We start from the raw sequence: 22701 nt of genomic DNA on the forward strand, positions 1-22701 counted from the left end.
GCCCCAAGACCGGGGGCGGTCCGTCACGTGGCGTTCACAGCGGGTGGGGTGTGATCGGCGGGTCCGGAAGCCTGGTAATGTTTACGTCGTCGCCGCGGGGGAAACCCCGCACGACAGACACCTTGTCCGGGTGGCGGAATGGCAGACGCGCTAGCTTGAGGTGCTAGTGCCCTTTATCGGGCGTGGGGGTTCAAGTCCCCCCTCGGACACATCACCGAATCCCCTCGGTCGCTGCGGCGGCCGGGGGGATTCGTCGTGTCCGGGGAGGAGCGTGTCGGCCGGTCATGACCGGCCGTCGCGACCGAATCCGCCGGGCGCGGGGGGCCCGCTGGCGGGTTCCGTAAGTTTTCCGAGTGGTCCCGTTCGGCCGGGAAGTCCCAGGTGTCGCACCCTTGTCCCGATCCGCACGGGACTCGTACACGCTTCCGGTTTTACAACGTGCTTGACTCGACCTTACAGAGCTTGTTGACTGAATCGGGCGCGGTCTCCGGCGAGTTGCCGCCAGCACATGCCCGGCCTAGTAGCGGACTTGACGGTTGCTCGACCACCCAGGTGACAAGAGGTGAAGCTCTGTGAAAACCCAGGGAAGCGTGTTGGCGGAGCAGCGGTCGGAGGCCGTGTCGAGAGTCTCGCCGGGGCATCCCCAGCCACTGGGCGCCACCGTCGACGCCGACGGTGTGAACTTCTCGATCTTCTCGGAGTACGCCACCCGGGTCGACCTGCTGCTCTTCGACCGCTGTGACGCGCCGCAGCCGTCCCGGGTCATCCGGCTGCACCCGGAGCACCACCGCAGCTTCCACTTCTGGCACTGCCACGTGGCGGGCATCGGCCCCGGCCAGGTGTACGCCTACCGCATCGACGGACCCCGCAACACCCCGCACTCCGGGTCCCGGTTCAACCACCGCAAGGTGCTGCTCGACCCGTACGCCCGCGCCAACATCAACACCCGCTGGGAGCGGTCCCGCGCGGTCGGCAGCGCCGACAACGTGGAGCACTCGATGCGCAGCCTGGTCGTCGACCTCGACAGCTACGACTGGGAGGGCGACCGCCCGCTGCGCATCCCCATGGCGGACACCGTCATCTACGAGGCGCACGTGCGGGGGCTGACCGCCTCGCCGACCGCGGGGGCGACGCGGCCGGCACGTTCTCCGGGCTGGTGGAGAAGATCCCGGAGCTGCAGCGGCTGGGGATCACCGCCGTGGAGCTGCTGCCGGTGTTCGACTTCGACGACACCCAGGTGCTGCGGACGGGGCCGGACGGCACCCCGCTGCGCAACTACTGGGGCTACGACCCCTACGGCTTCTTCGCACCGCACACCGGGTACTGCGCCGAGCCGCACCTGGCGCACCACATCACCGAGTTCCGGGACATGGTCAAGGCGCTGCACCGGGCCGGGATCGAGGTCATCCTCGACGTGGTCTTCAACCACACCAGCGAGGGAAACGAGTACGGGCCGACGATCAGCTTCCGGGGCGCGGCGAACGAGGCGTACTACCACCTGTGGCCGCAGGACCGCAGTCGATACATGGACTTCACCGGGTGCGGCAACGCGGTCAACGCCAACCACCCGATGGTCACCAAGTTCATCCTGGAGTGCCTGGAGTACTGGGTCACCGAGCACCACGTGGACGGCTTCCGGTTCGACCTGGCCTCGGAGATGTCACGGGGGCCGATGGGGTACGAGATGGCGGTGCCGCCCGCGCTGTGGGCGATCGAGCTGTCCCAGGTGCTCTCCGAGACGAAGATCATCGCGGAGCCGTGGGACGGGGGCGGGCTGTACCAGGTCGGCCGGTTCCCGGGGAAGCGCTGGGCGCAGTGGAACGGGCCGTTCCGGGATGACGTACGGCGGTTCGTGCGCGGCGACGCGGGGCTGGTCGGGGAGATCGCCTCGCGGATCGGCGGCTCGGCCGACCTGTTCTTCCCGCAGCAGGTGCTGCCGACCAACAGCATCAACTTCGTGACCTGCCACGACGGGTTCACGCTCAACGACCTGGTGTCGTACAACCACAAGCACAACCACGCCAACGGCGAGGCGAACGCCGACGGTGCGCACGAGAACTTCAGTTGGAACTGCGGCGTCGAGGGCCCCTCGGACTCCGAGGAGGTCGAGCGGCTGCGGGTGCGGCAGATCAAGAACCTGCTGTCGGTGCTGATGCTCAGCCGCGGGGTGCCGATGCTGCTGGCCGGGGACGAGTTCCGCAACAGCCAGCAGGGCAACAACAACGCCTACTGCCAGGACAACGAGGTCTCGTGGCTGGACTGGGAGCAGGCCGAGAAGGAGACGGAGGTCCGGTCCTTCACGGAGCGGGTCATCGCGCTGCGCAAGCGGTTCAAGACCTTCCGGGAGCCGCGGTTCTTCACCGAGCGGCGCAACGAGCGCGGGATCGCGGACGTCACCTGGCACGGCACCCGGCTGGACTGCCCCGGCTGGGACGACGACGAGGCCCGGGTGCTGGCCGCCACGCTCGGCGGTTTCCAGGGCGACCCGGACCTGCACCTGATCATGAACATGTACCACCTGGGGCTGGACTTCGAGCTGCCGGACATCGACGGCCACCGCTGGTACCGGGTGCTGGACACCGCCTGCGGAGCGCCGCGCGAGCTGCTCGCGCCCGGTCAGGAAGAGCCGATCGAAGCGGACACCTTCCACGCCCACGGCCGCAGCGTCGTGCTGCTCGTGGCCTTACCCGATGAGAAGGGCACGTGACGAGATGAGTGCCACCGCCGAACGCCGAATCTTCTCCGACACCCTCGCCGGATACGTCACCTACCACAGCCCCGTGCAGAACCGGTTCGGGCTGCGCACCTCCGACGGCCGCGAGTTCACCGTGCACCTGGCCCGCAACGTCGTCTCCCGCGTCGTACGCAACCTCGGGGACCCCTACCGCGACACCACGGGGCAGACCCGGGACATGCTCTCCGCGGGCCGCTTCCTGTTCGCGTACGGGATCTTCTACGAGTGGGAGGGGGGTTCGCGGTTCGAGGCGAAGGAGATCACCTTCCCCGAGGAGAGCCGCGGGCAGTACGTCTTCGAGCACCCCAAGTGGTGGGTGCGGCAGGCCGCCGCGATCGCGGACTTCTACTTACGCGGGCAGTTCCCGGACGGCAAGTACGACTGGCGCGGCTACCGCACCAACCTCACCCTGGACGGCGCCCACCTGCCGGAGTTCGCCGGGCAGAACGTGCGCCAGGAGACCGACACCATCTCCCGGCTGGTCTACGGGCTGGCGACGGCGTACCTGCTGACCGGTGAGGACCGGTTCCTGGACGCGGCGGAGAGCGGTACCGAGTACCTGCGGCAGTACATGCGCGTGGACGACAAGCAGGACGGGATCGTCTACTGGTACCACGGCATGGACATCACCCCGACCGGGCGGCGCAAGGTCTACGCCTCGGAGTTCGGCGACGACTACGACGCCATCCCGATGTACGAGCAGATCTACGCGCTGGCCGGGCCGACCCAGACGTACCGGGTGACCGGGGACCCGCGGATCCTGGAGGACATCGACCGGACGGTGGCGCTGTTCGATCGGTACTTCCGCGACGAGGAGCGCGGCGGCTTCTTCTCGCACATCGACCCGATCAACCTCAGCCCCTGCGACGACGCCCTCGGCCGCAACCGGTCGCGGAAGAACTGGAACTCGATCGGGGACCACGCCCCGGCGTACCTGATCAACGCCTATCTGGCCACCGGGCGGGAGGACTTCGCCGCGCTCCTGGAGGAGACCGCCGACACCATCGTGGCCCGGTTCCCGGACGAGCCGAACAGCCCGTTCGTGCAGGAGCGGTTCCACGAGGACTGGACGCCGGACCGCACCTGGGGCTGGCAGCAGGACCGGGCCGTCGTCGGCCACAACCTGAAGATCGCCTGGAACCTGACCCGCATCCGGGCGCTGGCCGACAAGCCCGAGTACGCCGAGACCGCCCGCCGGATCGGTGAGATCATGCCCGCGGTCGGCAGCGACCAGCTCCGCGGCGGCTGGTACGACGTGGTGGAGCGGCGGCCCGACCCGGACAGCGGCATCCACCGGATGGTCTGGCACGACCGCAAGGCGTGGTGGCAGCAGGAGCAGGCGATCCTCGCCTACCTGATCCTCGCCGGGACCTCGCACGACCCGGACTCGCTGCGCCTGGCGCGGGAGGCCGCCGCGTTCTACAACGCGTTCTTCCTCGACCACCAGGACGGCGGCGTCTACTTCAACGTGCTGGCCGACGGCAATCCGTACCTGGTCGGCACCGAGCGGTTCAAGGGCTCGCACTCGATGGCGGGGTACCACGCGCTGGAGCTGTGCTACCTCGCCGCCGCCTACACGGGGCTGCTGATCAGCCACGAGCCGCTGAGCCTGTACTTCCGGCCGCGCCCCGGCGACCTCCCGGACCGGGAGCTGCGCGTCGCGCCCGACCTGCTACCGCGCGGCACGGTCGAGCTGACCCGGGTCTGGGTCGACGGTCGGCCCCACCACCACTTCGACGCCAAGGAACTCACCGTCAGGCTGCCCGAGAGCGACGGCCCGGTGCGGGTGCGGGTCGAGCTGGAGCCGGTGCAGATGCGGCTGCGGGTGCGCAGCGAGTTCGACGGCGGCACCGCGCACGTGCGCTGCGGCGGCGCGGTGGACTCCGGGGAGCTGGAGAAGTTCCGGCGGGTCCTCGGCGAGGTGATGGCGGCCGGGCCGCAGCGGGTGGAGTTCCACCTGGGCGAGGTCACCGAGATGTGCCGTCCCGCCGTCAACGAACTGCTCGTGCAGCGCACCAAGGCCGGTCTCGACGTGGACTTCGTCGTCGTCGGCTCGGTGCTGCCCGAGGTCCGTGAAGCGCTGCTGGCCACCGACGCCTTCCTGCTCGAGGGCGAGGAGGACTGACCCGTGACCACCACCCTGCCCCCCACGCACCTCCTCCCCGAGGCGGCCGTCCCCGTGCCGCCCGCCGAGGTGCCGCTCGCACCGCTGGACTTCTCCGCGTACTGCCAGGACCTCTTCGGCACGCTGGCCCGGTCGGACCAGCGGCGCTGGGGCGAGGTGTACGTCCGCGGACTGCTCGACGTGCCCGGCCGCAAGACCCCGGCCCGGATCTCCGAACAGGTGCTGGGGCGCCGGGCCGTCCAGCAGATCCAGCAGTTCGTCAACCAGAGCCCGTGGCCCTGCGGGCCGGTGCGGCGGCGGCTCGCCGGACAACTGGAGCGGACGCTGGGCACCGAGGCGTGGTGCGTGGACGAGGTCGTGTTCACCAAGAACGGCGACCGGTCCGTGGGCGTCGCCCGGCAGTACGCGCCGTCCCTGGAGCGCACCGTCAACTGCCAGCTCGCGCTGGCCACCTCGCTGGTCGGCAGGCACGGCGGGGTGCCGGTGAGCTGGCGGCTGCTGCTGCCGCAGCGCTGGGACCGCGACGAGGAGCTGCGCCGCCAGGCGCACCTGCCGGACGTGGAGCGCGCCCGGCCGCGCTGGCGGTACATCCTGGAGGCCGTCGACGAGATGCTGGAGGAGTGGCTGCTGGAGCCGCTGCCGGTGCTGGTCGACTGGCGCGGCGAGGGCGATGTGGCGCCGCTGCTGCGCGGTCTTGAGGCGCGCGGCCTGGCGTACCTGGTCCAGGTCGCGCCGAGCGTCGGGGTGACCCTGCCGCGGCCCTGCGCGGGGTCGCCGTACGGCAGTGGGACGCTGGTGGAGCTGGCGGTGCACGCCGCCCAGCACCGCAAGCGGATGCCGATCGCCTGGCAGGACCGGGCCACCGCGCGGATGCGGCAGTCACAGGTGCTGTCGATGCCCGCGCTGCTGCTGACGGAGGCTCCGCACGGCGGGGGTGCGGGGGCTCGTTCGGCGGAGGCGCAGCCCGCGCAGCGGCCCCGGCACCTGGTGACCGACTGGCCCTACGGCCGTCCCGCGCCGCGCTCCTACTGGCTGACGAACCTGCCCGCGCGCAGGCTGCCCGACATCATGCCGCTGGCGCAGTTGCGGGCGCTGTCGGGGCAGAGCCTGGCGCGGCTCCAGCGGGACTTCGGGCTGGCCGACTTCGAGGGCCGGTCGTTCCGCGGCTGGCACCACCACGTCACCCTCGCCTCCGTGGCGCTCGGCTATGACGCGCTGAGCGCCGGGGGTCACTTCTCCCAGCCGACGGCGGTGAAGTCGATGTCGCCGAGCCCCGGGACGCCGTAGTTGGCTAGGTGTTCGCGGACGGCGACGACCTGGGGGCGCTGGTAGAGGAGGACGTCGTGGCCCAACTCCCAGATGGCGGCGTCGGCCTGCTGGTAGAGCCGCAGGCGGCGCCCCTCGTCCAGGGTGTGGGTGGCCTCGGCCAGCAGCGCGTCGACGCGTGGGCTGGAGATCCGGCCGTAGTTGGCGTAGGTCTGCTTGTCGTCCGTCTGCCGGTAGACGGGGTAGAGGGCGCTGGGGTAGGTCAGGCCGACGAAGCGGAAGATGGCCAGGTCGAAGTTGCCCTGGTTGAGGTACTTCGGCAGGTAGTCGTCGGCGGGGACCTTCTGCAGCTCCACCTCGATCCCGGCCTCCGCGAGCATCCGCTGGACGAGTTGGGCGAGGTCGAGGCCGAGGCGGTTGGTGGCCTGGCTGAGCACCAGGCGCAGCTTCAGCGGGCGGCCGTCCTTGGTGCGGGTGCCGGTGCCGTCGGCGCGGCGCCAGCCGCGGCGGTCCAGGAGGCGTTCGGCCCGGGCGAGGTCGCGGGTGGCGTAGGGGCCGGAGTTGTCGGTGTAGCCGGGCTGGTTGGTCATGAAGAAGTGGTTGCCGAGCAGCGGCACGCCGATGGGCAGGCCCTCACCCGCGACCTCCGCGAGGGCCTTGCGGTCGACGGCGTGCAGCACGGCCCGGCGCACCTCGGGGTCGGTGAGCGGGCCCGCGGCGCCGTTGAGGGCGATCTGTACGGCGTCCCAGGCGGAGCCGGTGCGCAGGTCGGTGTCGCGGGCGTCCTTGAGGCGGTCGTAGACGTCGGCGGCTGCCGCGTTGACGGCGTCGACCTCGCCGTTGAGGAACGCCTGTACGGCGGTGGCGGGGTCGAGGGTGCGCAGGATGACCCGGTCGAGGAGGGGGCGGGGGCCCCACCAGCGCCGGTCGGGCACCAGGGTGAGGGTGCGGGCGGTGGCGTCGAGGGCGCCGACCTTGAAGGGGCCGCCGGTGACGGGGACGCCGGTGCGCCAGCCCTCGTTGAACTGCTCGGGCGTGCGGAACGCGGCGGCCGGGTACAGCGGCGTGAACAGCCGCTGCCAGTCGGCGAACGGCTCCGCGAAGACGACCTCGACCTCGTGCGGGTCGGCGCCGGGGCGGACCTCGGTGATGTCCTCGTAGCCGGTGGGGTCGGCGATCTGGTACCGGTCGTCGCCGCGGCCGAGGGCGCGCCACTGGGCGTCGAAGTCGCGCCAGCCGAGGGGCTGGCCGTCGGACCAGCGGGCCTTGGGGTTGAGGCGGTAGGTGACGGTCTGCGGGGAGGTCGCGGTGACGGTGGCGGAGCGGAGGTAGTCGGGGTCCGGCTGGGGGGTGCCGTGCGCGTCCCGGGCGAAGAGCCGCGGTTCCAGCAGTCCGGCCATCGTCCAGACCTCGTCGAGGGCGCCGTCCACGTGGTGGTAGTTGAACTGGGTCGGCCACTGGTAGATCGGCAGGGTGAGGGTGCCGCCCTGGCGGAGCGCGGAGCGCGGGCGGGGGTGGACGTCGGTGTGGCCGTAGGCGGGGACCGCGGCCCGGGAATGGTCCGCACCGGGTGAGTCGTCCGAGCCGGATGGGGTGCATCCGATGAGCACCGCGCCGAGAGCGGTCCAGACGAGGAGGAGTCGTAACCGTCTTCTGGAGCCCTGGAAAACCGCCATAGCGCGCCCTCTCCCCCTCTTAAGGTCTTCGCTGCGCCACCGCCGGTGCGAGGAAATACAGAACTCGCCTTCCGAGCGGGGAAGTTGAGCCTAACATTGGCGCATGTCACGCTCGTGAAGTTCCTCGGGGGAACACTCGATGCTCATATTGTCGGCAATACGCCTGACAAACTGTCTTGCTTTACTCCTTGCTTCAACTTTCCTCTCCTATCTGATTTCCGCCTCCGCCCTCGACCCCCGTGCCTACTACGAACAGCGCACACCGCCGCCGCCGGGAGCCGTGGTCGACCAGCGGCTCGCCCAGCTCGGGCTGGACGACACCGTTCCGGTCACCGAGCGGTTCGCCCACTGGTCATGGCGGGCGCTGCACGGCGACCTCGGCCGGACGCTCGACGGCACCCCGGTCACCACGGAGTTCCGCCGCCGCGTCGGCGTGACCGCGCGGCTGCTGGTCGTGGGCACCGTGGTGGGGACGGCGCTGGGGGTGCTGGCCGGGGTGTGGGCGGCGGTCCGCCGGGGACGGCTGCCGGACCGGGCGCTCACGTTGTTCTCCTTCGCGGTGCTGGCGGTGCCCCCCTTCGTGCTGGGGCTGTTGTTGCAGGCGGGGGCGATCACCGTCAACGACGCCGCGGGCCGTACGGTGATCCGCTACACCGGCGAGCGGACGCCCGGCCTGACGGGCGGGGCGCTGACCCAGCTCCGGGACACCGCGGTGCACCTCGCGCTGCCCACGCTCTGCGTCGCCCTGGGCGCCATCGCCGCGTACAGCCGTTACCAGCGGGCGGCGACCCTGGACGTGCTCGCCTCCGAGCATCTGCGCGCCGCCCAGGCCAAGGGGCTCACCCCCGGGCGGGCGCTGCTGCGGCACGGGCTGCGGGTGTCGCTGATCCCGCTGACGGCGTTCTTCTCCTTCGGGTTCCTGACCCTGTTCACCGGGGCGGTGTTCACCGAGAAGGTCTTCGGCTGGCACGGCATGGGCGGCTGGTTCGTCGAGTCGGTGCAGAAGGGCGACGTCCACTCCGTCGTGGCCATGCAGGTGTTCGGGGCCGCGCTGGTGCTGCTGGCCGGGCTGGCCGGAGATCTGCTGCACGCCGCGCTCGATCCCCGGGTCCGGCACCCGTGAGGTCGGCGCGGACACGCGCGGTGGTACGGCGCCTGGTCCGCTCCCCCACGGCCCTCGCGGGTACCGCGCTGCTGCTCGGGCTGTCCCTGCTCGCGTTCGCCGGTCCCGCGCTGACCCGGTGGGGGTACGCCGACGTCGACTACTCCGCGCTGCACCGCCCGCCCGGCGCCGAGCACTGGTTCGGGACCAACCGGATCGGCCAGGACGTGTTCGCGCAGTGTGCGCGCGGGCTCCAGAAGTCGCTGTTCATCGGGGTGCTGGTGGCGTTCTTCGCCACGGTGCTGGGGACCGTCGTCGGGGTGTGCGCCGGGTACCTCGGCGGCTGGACCGACCGGGCGTTGATGTTCTTCGTCGATCTGATGCTGGTGGTGCCCGCGTTCCTGGTCCTGGTGGTCCTCGCGCCCCGGCTGCGCGGGCTGGGCTGGCTCGCGTACCCGGGGCTGCTGGCCGTGTTCGGCTGGATGGTCACCGCGCGGGCCGTGCGGGCGCAGACCCGGTCGCTGCGGGAGCGGGAGTTCGTGCGGGTGGCGCGGTATCTGGGCGTCGGCCCGGTGGCGGTGATGCGGCGGCACGTCCTGCCGCATCTGGCGGGGTTCCTGATCACGGACGCGACGGTGGCGGTGGCCGGGGCGGTGCTCAGTGAGACCGGCCTGTCGTACCTCGGCTTCGGGGTGCAGCCGCCGGACGTCTCGCTGGGCTCGCTGATCGCGGACGCCGCGGAGGTGCCGGTGACGTACCCGTGGATGTTCTTCTTCCCGGCCGGGCTGCTGGTCTGCCTGGTCCTCGCCTGCCATCTGGTCGGCGAGGCGCTGCGGGACGCGCTGGACCCGGCCGGGGCCGCGGTGGGGGGCGGGCGGTGACGGGCCCGGGCGAGGTGCTGCTTGAGGTGCGGGGGCTGCGGGTGGCGCGGCCCGCGTCCCGGCGCGCCCCCGAGCTGCCCCTGGTGCACGGCGTGGACCTGCGGCTGCGGCGGGGCGAGGTGCTGGGCCTGGTCGGCGAGTCGGGGGCGGGGAAGAGCCTGACCGCGCTGGCGCTGCTCGGTCTGTGCCCGCCGGGTCTGGCGGTGAGCGGCTCGGTACGGCTGCTGGGGCGCGAGATCGTCGGGATGCCCGGGCGGGAGCTGGCACGGCTGCGGGGGCGGCGCATCGCCCTGGTCTTCCAGGACGCGCTCGCGGCCTTCACGCCGGTGCTGCGGATCGGTGACCAGATCGGCGAGGCGATCCGCGTCCACCAGGAGCCGCGTCCCGGGCGGGCGGCGGCGCGGCGGGCCGCGGCCGAGCTGCTGGACGCCGTCGGGGTGGCGGAGGCGGGGCGGGTCGCGGACGCCTATCCGCACCAGTTGTCCGGCGGCACCCGGCAGCGGGCCATGATCGCGATGGCGATGGCGAACCGGCCGGACGTCATCGTCGCCGACGAGCCGACCAGCGCCATGGACGGCACCGTGCGGGACAGGGTGGTGCGGGCGCTGGTGACCGCGCGGCGGGCGACGGGGGCGGCGCTGCTGCTGGTCAGCCATGACCTGGGGGTGGTGGCGGGGGCGGCGGACCGGGTCGCGGTGATGTACGGCGGGCGGATCGTGGAGACCGCGGCGGCCGAGGCCCTCTACGCCCGGCCCCGGATGCCGTACACCAAAGGGCTGCTCGGCTCCGTGCCCCGGATCGACAGTGAGGTGCCGCCCACCCCGATGCCGGGCGGGCCGCCCGCGCCCGGCGCCCCGGGGCCCGGCTGCGCCTTCGCGCCGCGCTGTCCGCTGGCGGACCGGGTGTGCGAGGCGCGGGTACCGGCGCTCGTGGGCGTGGACGGGCACCTGACCGCGTGTCATCACGCCGGGGAGGCCGCGCGGCGCGGCGCGGCCGAGCTGTTTCCGCCCGCCGGGAGGAGGCGGGGCGGGGGTGGCGCGGGCGCGGGCGAGACCGTCCTGCGGATCAGTGGGCTCGGCAAGGCGTTTCCCGGGACCGGCAGGGGGGCGCGTGAGGTGTGGGCCGTGGCCGGGGTGGACCTGGAGGTGCGCCGGGGGGAGACCCTCGCTTTGGTCGGGGAGTCCGGGTGCGGGAAGTCGACCACGCTGCGGGAGGTGATGGCCCTGACGGCGCCCCGGCGCGGCCGTGTCGAGGTGCTCGGCATGGAGACCGGCGCGCTGTCACGGGAGGCGGTACGGCGGTTGCGCGGGGCCCTGCAGTACGTACCGCAGGACCCGATGGCGAGCCTCGATCCTCGGATGCCGGTGGGTGACATCGTCGCCGAGCCGCTGTGGGCCCGACGGGTGCCGCCGGAGCGCGCGGCCGTGCGGGTGGCCGAGGTGCTGGAGCTGGTCGGTCTGGGTGCCGCCGCCGCGGACGCCTATCCGCACCGCTTCTCCGGTGGTGAGCGGCAGCGGATCGCCATCGCCAGGGCGCTGGCCGGAGAGCCGGAGCTGCTGCTGCTGGACGAGCCGGTCTCCGCGCTCGACGTGTCGGTGCGGGCGGGGATACTCGACCTGCTAAGGCGGCTGACGGGAGATCACGGTCCCTCCTGTCTGGTCGTCTCCCACGACCTGGCGGCGGTACGGCACCTCGCCGACCGGGTCGCGGTCATGCGGGCCGGTCGCGTCGTCGAGACCGGGCGGGTGCGGGAGGTCTTCGAGCGACCGGCGCATCCGTACACCAGGGTGCTGGTCCATTCGGTTCCGGTACCGGACCCGGTCGTGGAACGGAGGCGGCTGTCGGCCCGCTCAGCCGATCCCCCGACAGCAGACGACGGGACCGTTTTCCTTCGCCGGTCTGACCGTGTCGTACTTCGGCTCCCCCGCCGCCAGGTACATCCCGGCGCAGACCAGGCCGACGACGAAGAGAGTCACGACGAGAAGCGTAAAGGATCTTGAGATCACTTCATTTCTCCCATCTCATAGACACCATCCCTCCGCATGATCATTACTGCGCCAGTCATGGCAGTTTTCACCATGAGTCAAGTTCATGCGCAGTAGTGAAAGGCGAGCGGAATCGGGATTCCCTTTTCTTTCGACCGAGGTGACCTACACCGACTTAGCCAGCGCTTTTTCCGGCCGTCGGCGCCGCCGTCATGAGCAAACCTTGGCGTGCTCCAGTCATGCTGGTATCATGATCTATGACACCATTAGTCATGCTCACCCTCGGGAAGCCAAAATGGATCAAGTGGAAGCCGCATCCCCGGTCCACGTGGGCAGGCGTATCCGAAACCTGCGGGTGAAGCTCGGGCTCAAGCAGCAGGACCTGGCCTCCACGGAAATCTCCGCCAGCTACATCTCGCTGATCGAATCCGGGAAAAGGGTTCCCTCGGACACGGTGTTGACCACCCTCGCCAGGAAACTGGGGTGTTCGCCCGACCATCTCAGGACCGGTCACGACGAGCACGCCCTGGAAGACACCAAGCTGAAGCTCTCCTTCGCCGAAATGGCCCTGCGCAACGGGGACAACGGCGCGGCGCTCCAGTCCTTCGGCGAGCTGCTGGCCAAGCCCGCCCTCCTCGACCGGCCGACGCGGCTGCGGGCGCGCGTCGGCCAGGCCACCGCGCTGGAGAAGCTGGACCGGATCGAGGCGGCCATCCCGATCCTGGAGGAACTGGTCAAGGACCCGGACCTGGCCGCGGGTTCCGACGCGTGGTGCCGCGTCTCGGTCTCCCTCAGCCGCTGCTACCGCAACGTGGGCGACATCGCCCTCAGCATCGAGATCGGCGAGCGGACCATGGCCACGCTCGACGCCCTCGGCCTCGACGTCACCATGGACCACATCCAGGTCGGCTCCACCCTCATCGGGTCGTACCTGATGCGCGGTGACCTCACCCGCGCCCATCTGCTCGCGCAGCGGCTGATCCCGGTGGCGGAGGAGCACGGCGGGCGGGTCGGCCGGGGCGCGGTGTACTGGAACGCCGGGCTGGTCGCCCTCTCGCGGCGGCAGTTCCCGGAGGCGCTCGCCCTGACCGAGCGGGCGCTGGCGATGATGGCCGACGACGACAACCTCCGGCACGTGGCCATGCTCAAGCTGAACGTCGCCTGGCTGGAGCTGCAGTCCGACACCCCCGCCCCGGCGCGCGCCCGGGCCCTGCTGGAGGACGCCGGGCAGACGCTCGCCGAAGTCGGCAACGCCATCGAGCAGGCCCGGTGCGAGATCTGTCTGGTCGACGCGCACATCCAACTCGGCCAGTGGGACGACGCGTCCGCCCACGCCCGGCGCGCCCTCGGGCTGCTCAGCTCCGGCCCGCGGGTCGAGGCGGTCGGCGCGCGCGTCCGGCTCGCCGAGTTGCACCTGCTGCGCGGTGAGCGGAACGACGGCCTGCAGTCCCTGCACACGGCGACCCGGCAGCTCCGGCACTTCCCGCCCTCGTACGAGACGGCGCAGGAGTGGCGGCACATCGGGGACGTGTGGAAGCGGCAGGGCCGGTCCAAGGAGGCGCTGGAGGCGTACGACCAGGCGCTTCAGGCGACCGGGATGCCCGCGACGTACGATCCCGCGCACGCCCTGGCGGAGCAGCACCAGCGCTGAGGCGGTGGTGCCGGACCCGTCTCCCCCGTAGTCCCGCATCAGCGCATCCGCCCCACGAGCCGGTGGACCGCCGCGAGCGGGACCGGCAGCCAGTGCGGGCGGTGTCTCGCCTCGTACAGCGCCTCGTACACCGCGCGGTCCGCCTCGAACGCGGTGAGCTGGGCGGTCCGGCAGGTCGGGTCCTCGCCGCCCGCGGCGGCGTAACCGGCGCAGAAGGCGCGGCGGTTGCGCAGCGCCCAGGCCGTGGCCCGGCGCCGTCGGCTGAGCTGCTGGGCGGGGCCCGCGGCGCCGTCGAGTTCGGCCAGCGCGGTGCGGGCGGCGTAGTCGAAGGAGCGCAGCATCCCCGCGACGTCCCGCAGCACGGGCTGCGGCAGGGCGCGTTCGGCTGCGGGGGTGGCGGGCTCGCCCTCGAAGTCGACGACGTACCAGCCGTCCTCGGTGTGCAGGGCCTGGCCGAGGTGCAGGTCGCCGTGGACGCGCTGGGCGAACACCGGGCAGCCGCGGCCCGCGAGGGCGCCGTACTCGTCGAACACCGCGGCCAGCGCGGCGTGGTAGCGGGCGAGCTGCGGGACCTCCAGGACGGCGGTGTCCAGACGGCGTCGCATCCGCGCCGCGTCCGCGGCGAGGTCGAGGGCCTGGCGGCGACGGCGCGGGAAGGCCCGCCCGAGCGCGCCGTGCACCTCGGCGACGGCCTGCCCGAGGGCATGGGCCTGCCCGGTGAAACCACCGCCCGCGCCGGTGGTCGTACCCGGGTCCGCGTCGGCCTCCGGGTCGCCCGGCCCGTTGATGTGGTCGCGGGCGAAGCGGACCGCTCGTTCCCAGCCGTCCTCCGCGCCCGGCACGAACTCCTCGATCAGGCCCACGGTGAGGGGATCGCCGCCCGGCGCCGGTACCGACAGGGCGCCGTACAGCCGGGGGGTGCGCGCGCAGTCCTCGGCGGTCAGGGCGCGCAGGGCCTCCGCCTCGGGGCTCGGGCCCGGCTCCGGGCGCCGGTAGAGCTTCAGCAGCAGCCGGTCGCCGTACACGACCGCGCTGTTGCTCTGCTCCCCGGTCAGCGGGCGCGGCACCAGTCCGACCGGCAGCGGGAACAGTCCCGCCCGTTCCAGGCGCAGGGTGCCCGCGCGGCGGGCGGCGAGGGCCCGCAGCAGCAGCCCCATCAGCGCCGGGTCGGCCACGGCGTCGTACACCGCCCGGCCCGCCCAGCGGCCGGACGGCACCGTGCCGATCGCGGCGTCCGCCAGGCGGCGGGGCAGCTCGCGGGCGAGGCCGAGCAGGAGCTGGTAGCAGGTCGGCGCGGCGGCGGTGCCGCGCGCGGTCACGTCGACCACCGCGACGACGAGGTCGGGGAGGCCGTCGCCGTGGATCACCGTGACCGCGCGCGGACGCAGCCCGCTCACGGTCGTCCCCTGGTACCAGCGACGGGTCGCCAGCCAGGGGGCGAGGACGGGCAGCAGCGGGCCGAGCACGGTCACGGCGGAGGCGTCCGCCGTGACGCGCGGGCCGACGGGGGCTTCGACCGCGGCCCCGATCCCGGTGGTGGCGGCGCTCATGGCAGGGTCACCGTGGTGGGCCGGGACCGCACCGCGAGCAGGTCGATGATCTTCCGGGCGAACAGGTGGCAGTGCTCGCCGGTGCGGGCGGTGACCAGGTCGTCGTCGACGACGACGTCCTCGTCGACGTAGACGCCGCCCATGTTCCGCAGGTCGCCGAGCAGGTTGTTGTGGACCACCGCGCGGCGGCCCCGGACCATGCCCGCGATCGGGGCGGCCAGCCACATGCCGTGGCAGATGACGCCCTTGATGATGGCCTCGTCCGCGAACGCCCGGCGCAGGAACAGCGCGGCGGGCGGCAGTTGGTCGGGGTCCTCGGTGTAGCGCAGCCGGTCGGCGACCATGCCGGAGGGCACGATGACGGCGCTGAACTCCTTGAGCGTGAACTCGTCGACGTCCTCGAAGGACTCGTCGACCGTGAAGGGCATCCGGTGCTCGTGCCCGGTGAAGGTCATGGAGTCCTCGCCCCACAGGCGGGACAGGAAGTGGACCTCCGCGCCCTCCTCGGGGAAGCGGTGCCGGTAGTAGAGGATCTCGGGTTCGTAGAAGTCGCTCTCCATCAGTACGGCGATCTTGTGCCCCGTGAGTCGCACGGCTGCTTACCGTCCCTTCCCCCGTTCGGTGACCAGGTCGACCAGGAACGGGCCGCGGTGTGCCAGCATCTCGGCGACCGCCGAGGCCGCCTGGCCCGTCTTCTCCACGCGCAGCGCGGGCACTCCCAGGGACTTCGACAGGGCCGCGAAGTCGATCGCGGGCCGTCCGAGGTCGAAGATCTCCGGGTGGTCGTGCGCGGGGATGCCCTGCTCCCGCCAGTACTGCTCGATGTTGTCCTCAAGGAGCTTGTAGCTGCTGTTGTTGCAGATGACGAACTTGGCGCCGATGCCGTGCCGGGCGGCCGTCCACAGCGCCTGGAAGGTGTACATGCTGCCGCCGTCGCCGGTGAAGCCGACGACCGTGCGCTCGGGGTGGGCGAGTTGGGCGCCCAGCGCGCCGGGGATGCCGACGCCGAGGGAGCCGCCGCGGGTCTGGTGCCAGTGGCCTGGCTTCGTCGGCGGCAGCGGGGCGAACAGGTCCGGGCCCGCGGTGAGCGCCTCGTCGAACAGGACGGCGTCGTCGGGGAGCCGGGCGGCGAGTTCCTCCGCGAAGGCGATGTGCGGCAGGTCGTGCGCCTCGGCGTGCTCCCGGCGGCGCCGTACGGCGGCGGCGCGGGCGTCGGCGCGTTCGGCGGCCCCGCGGCGCAGCCGGTCGTCGGCGGCGGCGCGCCGCTCGCCGGTCATCCGCGCCGCCAGGGCGTCCGCGAGCGGCCCCAGGGACCGTTTCGGGTCGGCCACCAGACCCAGGTCCACGGGGAAGTTCTTGGCGATGGCGTCGGTGTCCAGGTCGATGTGCACGACCGGCACGCCCTCGCCGAAGACGCCCTCCAGGGCCGGGAAGACCTCCGGCAGGGCGTAGGTGCCGCACAGCAGCACGGCGTCGGCGGCGCCGGTGACCCGGCGGCTGCTCTCGCCGAACATGTGGCCCAACTGGCCCGCGTACGCCGGGTGTTCCACGGACAGGTTGACCTCGGCCCAGTCGGCGCCCCACACCTCGGCGCCCCACACCTCCGCGAGCCGCGCGAGTTCGGGCTGCGCGCCGGAGAAGTGGACGCCGTCACCGGCGATGACGATGGGCCTGCGGGCGCCGGACAGCAGGTCCGCGGCGCGGTCGAGGGCGGCCGGGTCTGGGGCGGAGGCGGTGTCGGGGTAGGACACCGGCACCGCCTCCTCGCTGGTGGGCCGGTCCATGACGTCGGCGGGCAGGACGACGAGGACCGGTCCGTAGGGCGGGGTGCCCGCGACCTTGAAGGCGCGGCGCAGCACCCGCAGGGTGGACTCCGGGTCGACGACGCGGGTGGCCCACTTGGTCACCGGTTCCGCCATCGCGACCAGGTCGACGTACATCTGCGCCTGGAGGGCGTCGTAGCGCAGGCCGGACTCGCCGACCACGACGACGAGCGGGGCGTGCCCGCGCATGGCCTGGTAGAGCATCCCGACGCCGTTGCCGAGGCCGACGCCGGAGTGCAGTTGGACGACGGCGGGGCGGCGGGTGGCCCGCGCGTAGCCGTCGGCCATGCCGACGGCGACGGACTCGTGCAGGGTGAGCTGGTAGTCGATCGCGGGGTGGTGGCGCAGCTCGTCGAGGAAGCCCTGCTCGACGGTGCCGGGGTTGCCGAACATGTACCGGACCCCGTCGGCCGTGAGCTGCTCCAGGAACGCCGCGCGGGCGGGCCTGCTGGTCATGTGACCGGTTCCTCTCGTCGTCCGGTGCCGGTCAGCTCTGCGTGGCGGTGGGGTGGAAGCCCCACTGGCGCAGGCCGTGGTCGAGGACCTCGACGGTCTTCTGGCCGGTCAGGTAGGAGTCGGGGGTGGAGCGGCCGGTGATGAACGGGTAGTCGACGATCACCGAGGTGACCTTGCCGAAGTTGCCGTGGTAGGCGCCGTCGGGGGCGGTGGCGTCGCGCAGGATGTACTCCAGCGGGTACGGCGGCGGGCCCATGTTGAAGTCGGTGCCGACGAAGCCGGTGCCGTCGAGGTAGTCGTACTCGATGCAGTGGCCGGTGACGTGCTTGCCGCGGATGATGCTCTCGCGCTCGCCCTGGTCGCGGGCGAAGGCGAGGCAGGTGACGCCGTAGCACTCGGCGGCGATGGGCCGGTCCAGGGCGTAGAAGGCGAGGATCAGGTCGTGGACGCGCCAGTTGTTGGCGAGGTCCACGACGGGGCCGCTGCCGCCGACGATGAGCATCGCGTCGTAGCGGTCGGCGATCTGCTCCTGGACCTTCTCCAGGCGGGTGTTGTACGCCTCCCAGTCGCGCAGGAAGTACGGCTTGGAGCGGTAGGGGCGGTCCGGGAGCCAGGAGGACAGGTCGAGGGGGTGGTCGAGGCGGTCGGACGCCTCGACGGCCTTGACCTTCGCGGCCATCTCCGGGGTGGTGACGGAGCGGCCGAGGGGCGGGTCGATGTAGTCGGGGTCGTAGCTGGGCGGCAGGGCGAGGGGGCGCTTGCCGGTCGGCGTGGCGAACGTGCTGTGGTAGCCCGCCTTGTCGAAGGTCTCCAGCGGGCCGATGAGTTCCTCGCCCCAGTAGCCGTACTCGGACAGGATGATGAGGATGCGCCTGCTCATGGGGGTTCCTCTCGTTCGGCGTTCTTTTCGGACACGCGAACTGCCGAACTCATGTCTAGTTATCAGGGTTTGGGCGCTGCCAGGACGGGCCGGGGTGGCTGTCGCACATCCCGAAGTGGCAGACGGCACTACGGCAAATCGCCGGATGACCTGGCCGGTCGTCCAGTGCCGGGCGGCGAGCGCGACCGACGTGGTCAGTACGGCGCACAGGACGGCCGCGGTGAGGAAGACGGCGCCGGTGCGGCCCGCCTTGAGCTGCGGGGCCGCCAGTTCGACGGCGAGGCCGCCGGCGAGGACGCCGGAGGTGGCGAACAGGGAGGCGGCGGTGGCGCGGCGGCCCGCGGGGAGCAGCCGCGGCACCCAGGTCTGGAGGGTGGTGTGCAGCAGCGTCCACGCCAGGCCGAGCAGCACCGCGGCGGCGGTCAGCGTCGGCGGGGCCGTGCGGGCGGCGCCCAGCAGCGCGGCGGCGGTGCCGCACAGGCCGCCCGCGGCGACCAGCGCGGCCGGGGAGCGGGGCGCGCCCCAGCGCCGTACGGCGACGCTCCCGGCGAGCACGCTGGCGCCGTAGGCGACGGCCACGGCGGTACCGCCGCTCCCGTCGCCGTCCCCGGCCGCGGTGACGGCCAGCGCGGGCGCGAGCAGCGCGGGCAGCGCGAGCAGTACGGCGCCTTCGGCGGCCCCGAGCGCGAGCACGAGGGCGAGCCTGCGGCGTACGGGGGTGGGGGTGGTCCGGCGCCGGGTGGCGGGGGCCGGGGCGGCGACGGTGGCCGTGCGGTGCGCGGTGGCGGGAGCCAGGGGGGCGGTTCCCTGGAGGCCGCCCAGGGGAGGCGGGGGCGTGGCGCGGGTGTCCGGCAGGGTCAGGGTGTGGGCCGCGCTGGCCGCGGTGAGGGCGGCGAGGGTGAGGAAGACCAGGCGCCAGCTCGTGAGGTGGGTGATCGTGTCGGCGTACAGGGGGGCCGCCACGGCGGAGGCGGCGGAGACGGCGAGGACGTCGGCGAAGCGGCGTTGGCGGGCCGGTGGGGTGCTGCCGGTCTCGTGGCAGTAGAGGGCGACGGCGGGGGTGACCGCGGCGAACGCGGCGCCGGTGAGGGCGCGCAGCGCCAGCCAGTCGGTGCCCGTGGCGCACAGCGCGCTGCCCGCGGAGCCCGCGGCGGCGAGGGTGAGGCCGGTGCGCAGGACGCGCGCGGGCCCGTAGCGGTCGGCCGCGCGGCCCCACAGGGGCAGGGCGAGGCCGTGGCCGAGGGAGTACGCGCCGAGGGCCGCCGTGACCGTGTGGATACCGGTGCCGAGCGCGGCGGCGAGCGTCACCAGCAGGGGCGCGGTGACGTGCCAGTCCGCGTTGGCCACCGCCGCCGCCCAGCGCAGGCTCCCGGGACAGCGGTCGTCCCCGGGCGGTGGTGGGGTGCGGGGCATGGTGATCTCTCGTGAGGACGCCCCCCGCTCGGGGCGGGGGGCGTCCGGGGCCGGTGTGCCGGGAACGGTCAGAGGCGGAACAGGCCCGGGTCGGCGACGACGACGTCGAGGAGGACGGGGCCGTCGGCGGTCAGGGCGGAGCGCAGGGACTCGCGCAGGCCCTCGGGGGTCTCCACGCGTTCGCCGCGCACGCCGAAGCCGCGAGCGAGCTGGGCCATGTCGACGCCGCTGAGGTCCCAGCCCTTCTGCCAGGACTTCTGGTCCTGGAGGTAGTACTTCAGGGAGAGGTAGCCGGAGTTGTCGGGGATGACGAAGGTGACCGGCAGCTGGTGCTGGGCCGCCGTCCACAGCGCGTGCAGCGTGTACTGCGCGGAGCCCTCGCCCACGACCACGACCGCGCGCCGGTCGGGGCGGGCCAGCGCGTAGCCGACGGCGCCCGCGAAGGGGAAGCCGAGGGCGCCGCTGGCGGTGGCGAAGTAGCCGTGGTCCGCGCCGAGCGGGATCTGCTCGTGGAAGTCGGCGCGGGCGATGGGCAGTTCCTCGAACAGGGCGGCGTTGTCCGGGAGTTCCTGGGACAGGATCTGGAACAGGTACGCCTGGCTGAGCGGGGTGGAGGGCTCGGGGACCGGCACCGGTTCGCGCACCGGGGCCAGGTCGACGCGCTCGCGCTCCTCCACCAGCGGGACCAGGCCCTTCACGACCGCGCCGGGCGGCGCGACGAAGCTGGCGTTGGCGAGGGTCGCGGCGGCGTCCTGCGGGTTGTCGGTGACGTGCAGGAAGCGCACGTCGTCGCGGAGCGTCGGGCGGGGTGTCTTGTCGAGGTCGGCGGGCGCGGTGGAGAACAGGTCCCACGCCGTGAACAGGGTGAACGCCGGGCCGCCGAGGACGACCACGACGTCGTGCTGGGCGCCGAGCCGCTCGTTGATCAGCTCGGGTATCGGCGGCAGCACCCCGGCGAACAGCGGGTGGTTCTCCGGGAAGGCGCCGCGCGCCCACACCGGGGCGCCCCACACGCGCGCGTTGAGCTTCTCGGCGAGCGCGATCAGGTCGCCGCGGGCGCCCTGCGCGTCCACGGGGCCGCCCGCGACGATGCCGGGCCGCTCGGCGCCGTTGAGGGCGTCGGCGATGGTCTGCAGCGCCTGCGGGTCGGGCACGACGGCGGCGGTGACCTCGGGGATGCGGACCGGCTCGGGGTCGGCGGGGCGTACCCAGTCGTCCTCGGGGACGGCGACGAACACCGGTCCCTGCGGGGCCTGCTTGGCGATCTGGTAGGCCTGTGCGATCAGCGCGGGCACGTCCTGCGGGCGGCCGGGCTCACCGGCCCACTTGATGTACGGCTTGGGCAGTTGGGTGGCGTCCTTGGCGACCAGGAAGGGGTCGCCGAGGAGCATCTTGCGGGCCTGCTGCCCGCCGAGGATGACCATCGGCGTCTTCGCGGCGGCGGCGGTGTAGACGCTGCCCATGGCGTTGCCGAGGCCGGGGCCGCCGTTGATGAGGACGAGGGCGGGTTCGCCGGTGCCCTGGGCGTAGCCGTCGGCCATGCCGACGACGGACGCCTCCTGCAGGCCCATGACGAACCGGAACTCGTCCTCCGGCCAGTACTCGAACAGTTTCATCTCGGTGTGGCTTGGGTTGCTGAAGACGGTCGTCATGCCGAGCTGTCGCAGGACGTCGAGTGTCGCGTCCCGCACGGTGCGGGTGCTCTCCTCTTCGGTGGTCATGGTGATCAGGCTCCCGGGGTCGTGTCGGTCGGTTCGAGGGCCGCCACCGCGCTGAAGAGGTGCTCGGGGTCGTAGCGTTCCTTGACCTTCAGCAGCCGTCCGGTGTTCGGGCCGAACGCGGCGATGGCGCGCTGGTACTCCTGCGGGGCGAGCAGGTTGGGGTAGCCGCCGGGCAGGGCGTGCGCCGCGAACGCGGTGGACGCCTCGCGGGCCCAGCGCTGGTGCGGTCCCGGCGGTGCGGTGGGCTCCCAGGCCGCGGCGATCTCGACGAGCAGGTGGTCCCGGCGCAGCGCGAACGCGGTGTCCGCGGCGGGTACGCGGGCGGCGGCGCCGTGGAAGTGGTGCACGAACATGCCGGAGTACGGGGAGGTCGCGCCGGACGCCGTGGCGGCGATCAGGTCGACGGTGCGGTCGGTGAGGGCGGGCAGCCACTGGGTGCGCACCTCGTTGTGCCGTCCGTCGACGACGACCTGGTCGAACATGCCGAGCACGTGGGCGTACTCCTGCGGGCAGACCGCTCCGGAGAGCGGGGGGCCCAACTGGTCGAAGCGGGCGACGACGTCGCGGCCCTCTTCGAGGCCGCCGGACCACACCGGCAGCAGGAAGACCAGCGGCTGTCCGTCGGGGCCGCCGAAGAACCCGCTCATCACGGTGAGTTCGTCGGGCGCGGCGGCGATGATGTCCCGGTAGCCGCGCAGCACGCTGGTGGCGCGGTCGGCCGGGTAGAGGAGCATCCCGGCGAGGACGGTGCTCACCGGGTGGAGTCGGCAGTGCAGTTCGGTGACGACGCCGAAGTTGCCGCCGCCGCCGCGCAGCGCCCAGTACAGCTCGGCGTGTTCGGTGGGGCTGGCGGTGACGGCACGGCCGTCGGCGAGGACGACGCGGGCGGCGGCGAGGTTGTCCAGGGCGAGGCCGCAGCGGCCGTTGAGCAGCCCGTAGCCGCCCGCGAGGGTGACTCCGGCGAGGCCGACGGCCTTGACGGTGCCGGTGACGGGGGCGAGGCCGTAGGGGCGGGTCGCCTCCAGGACGTCCCCGGCGCGGGCGCCGCCCTGGGCGACGGCGACACCCGCGGCCGGGTCGACGGTGACGGCGCGCAGCGCCGACAGGTCGATGACGAGGCCGTCGTGGGCGGTGCCGCGGCCCGCCCAGTCGTGGCCGCCGCCGCGGACGGCGAGCGGCAGGCCGTGGACGCGGGCGGCGTCCACCGCCCGGCGGACGTCGGCCTCGTCGGCGGGACGGGCGATGACCGCGGGGCGGGCGTCGACCGCGCCGTTCCACATCCGGCGCGCGGTGTCGTAGCCGCTGTCGCCGGGGGCGAGGACCGCGCCCCGCAGCGTGCTGCGCAGCGCCCGCGCGGCGGCGGACGCGGGGCTGGTCGTTGAGGGTGCCATGGGTCCACCACTTTCCGTGTGGGGCGTCGGGCGGGTACGGCGTTTCC

At 72.9% G+C, this 22701-nt stretch carries 14 protein-coding genes, 1 tRNA gene and 2 pseudogenes; 9 read left to right on the forward strand and 8 right to left on the reverse strand.

Going from position 1 to position 22701, the window contains the following annotated elements; all coding sequences use genetic code 11:
• Positions 1-124 precede the first annotated feature (124 nt).
• The 5 genes and pseudogenes from ACFQZ6_RS06665 to ACFQZ6_RS06685 all read left to right on the forward strand — a co-directional run bounded on the left by ACFQZ6_RS06665 (position 125) and on the right by ACFQZ6_RS06685 (position 6146).
• Positions 125-209: transfer RNA gene (locus ACFQZ6_RS06665), tRNA-Leu, on the forward strand.
• A 468-nt stretch (positions 210-677) separates the two neighbouring features.
• A pseudogene (locus ACFQZ6_RS06670) lies at positions 678-869 on the forward strand (hypothetical protein); the annotation flags it as partial.
• Positions 870-1156: 287 nt separating this feature from the next.
• On the forward strand, positions 1157-2707 hold the full coding sequence (locus tag ACFQZ6_RS06675) for a glycogen debranching protein (protein WP_381605580.1): 1551 nt from the start codon (positions 1157-1159) through the stop codon (positions 2705-2707).
• Between the two features lie 4 nt (positions 2708-2711).
• Positions 2712-4859 (forward strand): AGE family epimerase/isomerase, encoded by a 2148-nt coding sequence (locus tag ACFQZ6_RS06680; protein WP_381618115.1) that lies wholly within the window; start codon positions 2712-2714, stop codon positions 4857-4859.
• A 54-nt stretch (positions 4860-4913) separates the two neighbouring features.
• Complete coding sequence (locus ACFQZ6_RS06685) at positions 4914-6146, forward strand: IS701 family transposase (RefSeq protein ID WP_449334081.1); 1233 nt, start codon at positions 4914-4916, stop codon at positions 6144-6146.
• Here ACFQZ6_RS06685 and ACFQZ6_RS06690 read toward each other — a convergent pair.
• Positions 6089-7801 carry an ABC transporter family substrate-binding protein gene (locus tag ACFQZ6_RS06690; protein WP_381605584.1) on the reverse strand — a complete coding sequence of 571 codons (1713 nt, stop codon included), beginning with the start codon at positions 7799-7801 and terminating at the stop codon, positions 6089-6091. The genes ACFQZ6_RS06685 and ACFQZ6_RS06690 overlap by 58 nt on opposite strands.
• Positions 7802-7940: 139 nt before the next feature.
• On the opposite strand from ACFQZ6_RS06690, the gene ACFQZ6_RS06695 reads away from it, so the two are divergent.
• The 4 genes from ACFQZ6_RS06695 (at position 7941) to ACFQZ6_RS06710 (ending at position 13420) form a co-directional block, all read left to right on the forward strand.
• Positions 7941-8924: an ABC transporter permease gene (locus ACFQZ6_RS06695; RefSeq protein WP_381605586.1), complete on the forward strand. Its 984-nt coding sequence runs from the start codon at positions 7941-7943 to the stop codon at positions 8922-8924.
• Between the two features lie 20 nt (positions 8925-8944).
• Complete coding sequence (locus tag ACFQZ6_RS06700; protein WP_381605588.1) at positions 8945-9784, forward strand: ABC transporter permease; 840 nt, start codon at positions 8945-8947, stop codon at positions 9782-9784.
• Positions 9781-11784, forward strand: coding sequence for a dipeptide ABC transporter ATP-binding protein (locus tag ACFQZ6_RS06705; RefSeq protein WP_381605590.1), 2004 nt, complete (start codon positions 9781-9783; stop codon positions 11782-11784). Before ACFQZ6_RS06700 ends, ACFQZ6_RS06705 begins: the two co-directional genes overlap by 4 nt.
• Before the next feature lie 280 nt (positions 11785-12064).
• A complete protein-coding gene (locus tag ACFQZ6_RS06710) occupies positions 12065-13420 on the forward strand; it encodes a helix-turn-helix domain-containing protein (RefSeq protein ID WP_381605592.1) in 1356 nt (451 codons plus the stop codon).
• A gap of 38 nt (positions 13421-13458) precedes the next feature.
• Here ACFQZ6_RS06710 and ACFQZ6_RS06715 read toward each other — a convergent pair whose 3' ends face one another.
• The 7 genes and pseudogenes from ACFQZ6_RS06715 to ACFQZ6_RS06745 form a co-directional block, all read right to left on the reverse strand.
• The gene (locus ACFQZ6_RS06715) at positions 13459-14970 is read right to left on the reverse strand and encodes a maltokinase N-terminal cap-like domain-containing protein (protein WP_381605594.1); all 1512 of its coding nucleotides are present in this window, start codon (positions 14968-14970) and stop codon (positions 13459-13461) included.
• On the reverse strand, positions 14967-15563 hold the full coding sequence (locus tag ACFQZ6_RS06720) for a DJ-1/PfpI family protein (protein WP_381605596.1): 597 nt from the start codon (positions 15561-15563) through the stop codon (positions 14967-14969). Before ACFQZ6_RS06720 ends, ACFQZ6_RS06715 begins: the two co-directional genes overlap by 4 nt.
• Positions 15564-15569: 6 nt before the next feature.
• A complete protein-coding gene (locus tag ACFQZ6_RS06725) occupies positions 15570-17249 on the reverse strand; it encodes a thiamine pyrophosphate-binding protein (RefSeq protein ID WP_381605598.1) in 1680 nt (559 codons plus the stop codon).
• A 31-nt stretch (positions 17250-17280) separates the two neighbouring features.
• The gene (locus ACFQZ6_RS06730) at positions 17281-18129 is read right to left on the reverse strand and encodes a type 1 glutamine amidotransferase domain-containing protein (protein WP_381618118.1); all 849 of its coding nucleotides are present in this window, start codon (positions 18127-18129) and stop codon (positions 17281-17283) included.
• Between the two features lie 288 nt (positions 18130-18417).
• A pseudogene (locus ACFQZ6_RS06735) lies at positions 18418-19542 on the reverse strand (MFS transporter); the annotation flags it as partial.
• Between the two features lie 68 nt (positions 19543-19610).
• Positions 19611-21263, reverse strand: a complete 1653-nt coding sequence (gene mdlC / locus ACFQZ6_RS06740; RefSeq protein WP_381605600.1) for a benzoylformate decarboxylase — start codon at positions 21261-21263, stop codon at positions 19611-19613.
• A gap of 5 nt (positions 21264-21268) precedes the next feature.
• Positions 21269-22654 (reverse strand): FAD-binding oxidoreductase, encoded by a 1386-nt coding sequence (locus tag ACFQZ6_RS06745; protein ID WP_381605603.1) that lies wholly within the window; start codon positions 22652-22654, stop codon positions 21269-21271.
• Positions 22655-22701: the final 47 nt, after the last annotated feature.

The organism is Streptomyces flavalbus, from assembly GCF_042674625.1.
Taxonomy (GTDB): domain Bacteria; phylum Actinomycetota; class Actinomycetes; order Streptomycetales; family Streptomycetaceae; genus Streptomyces; species Streptomyces flavalbus.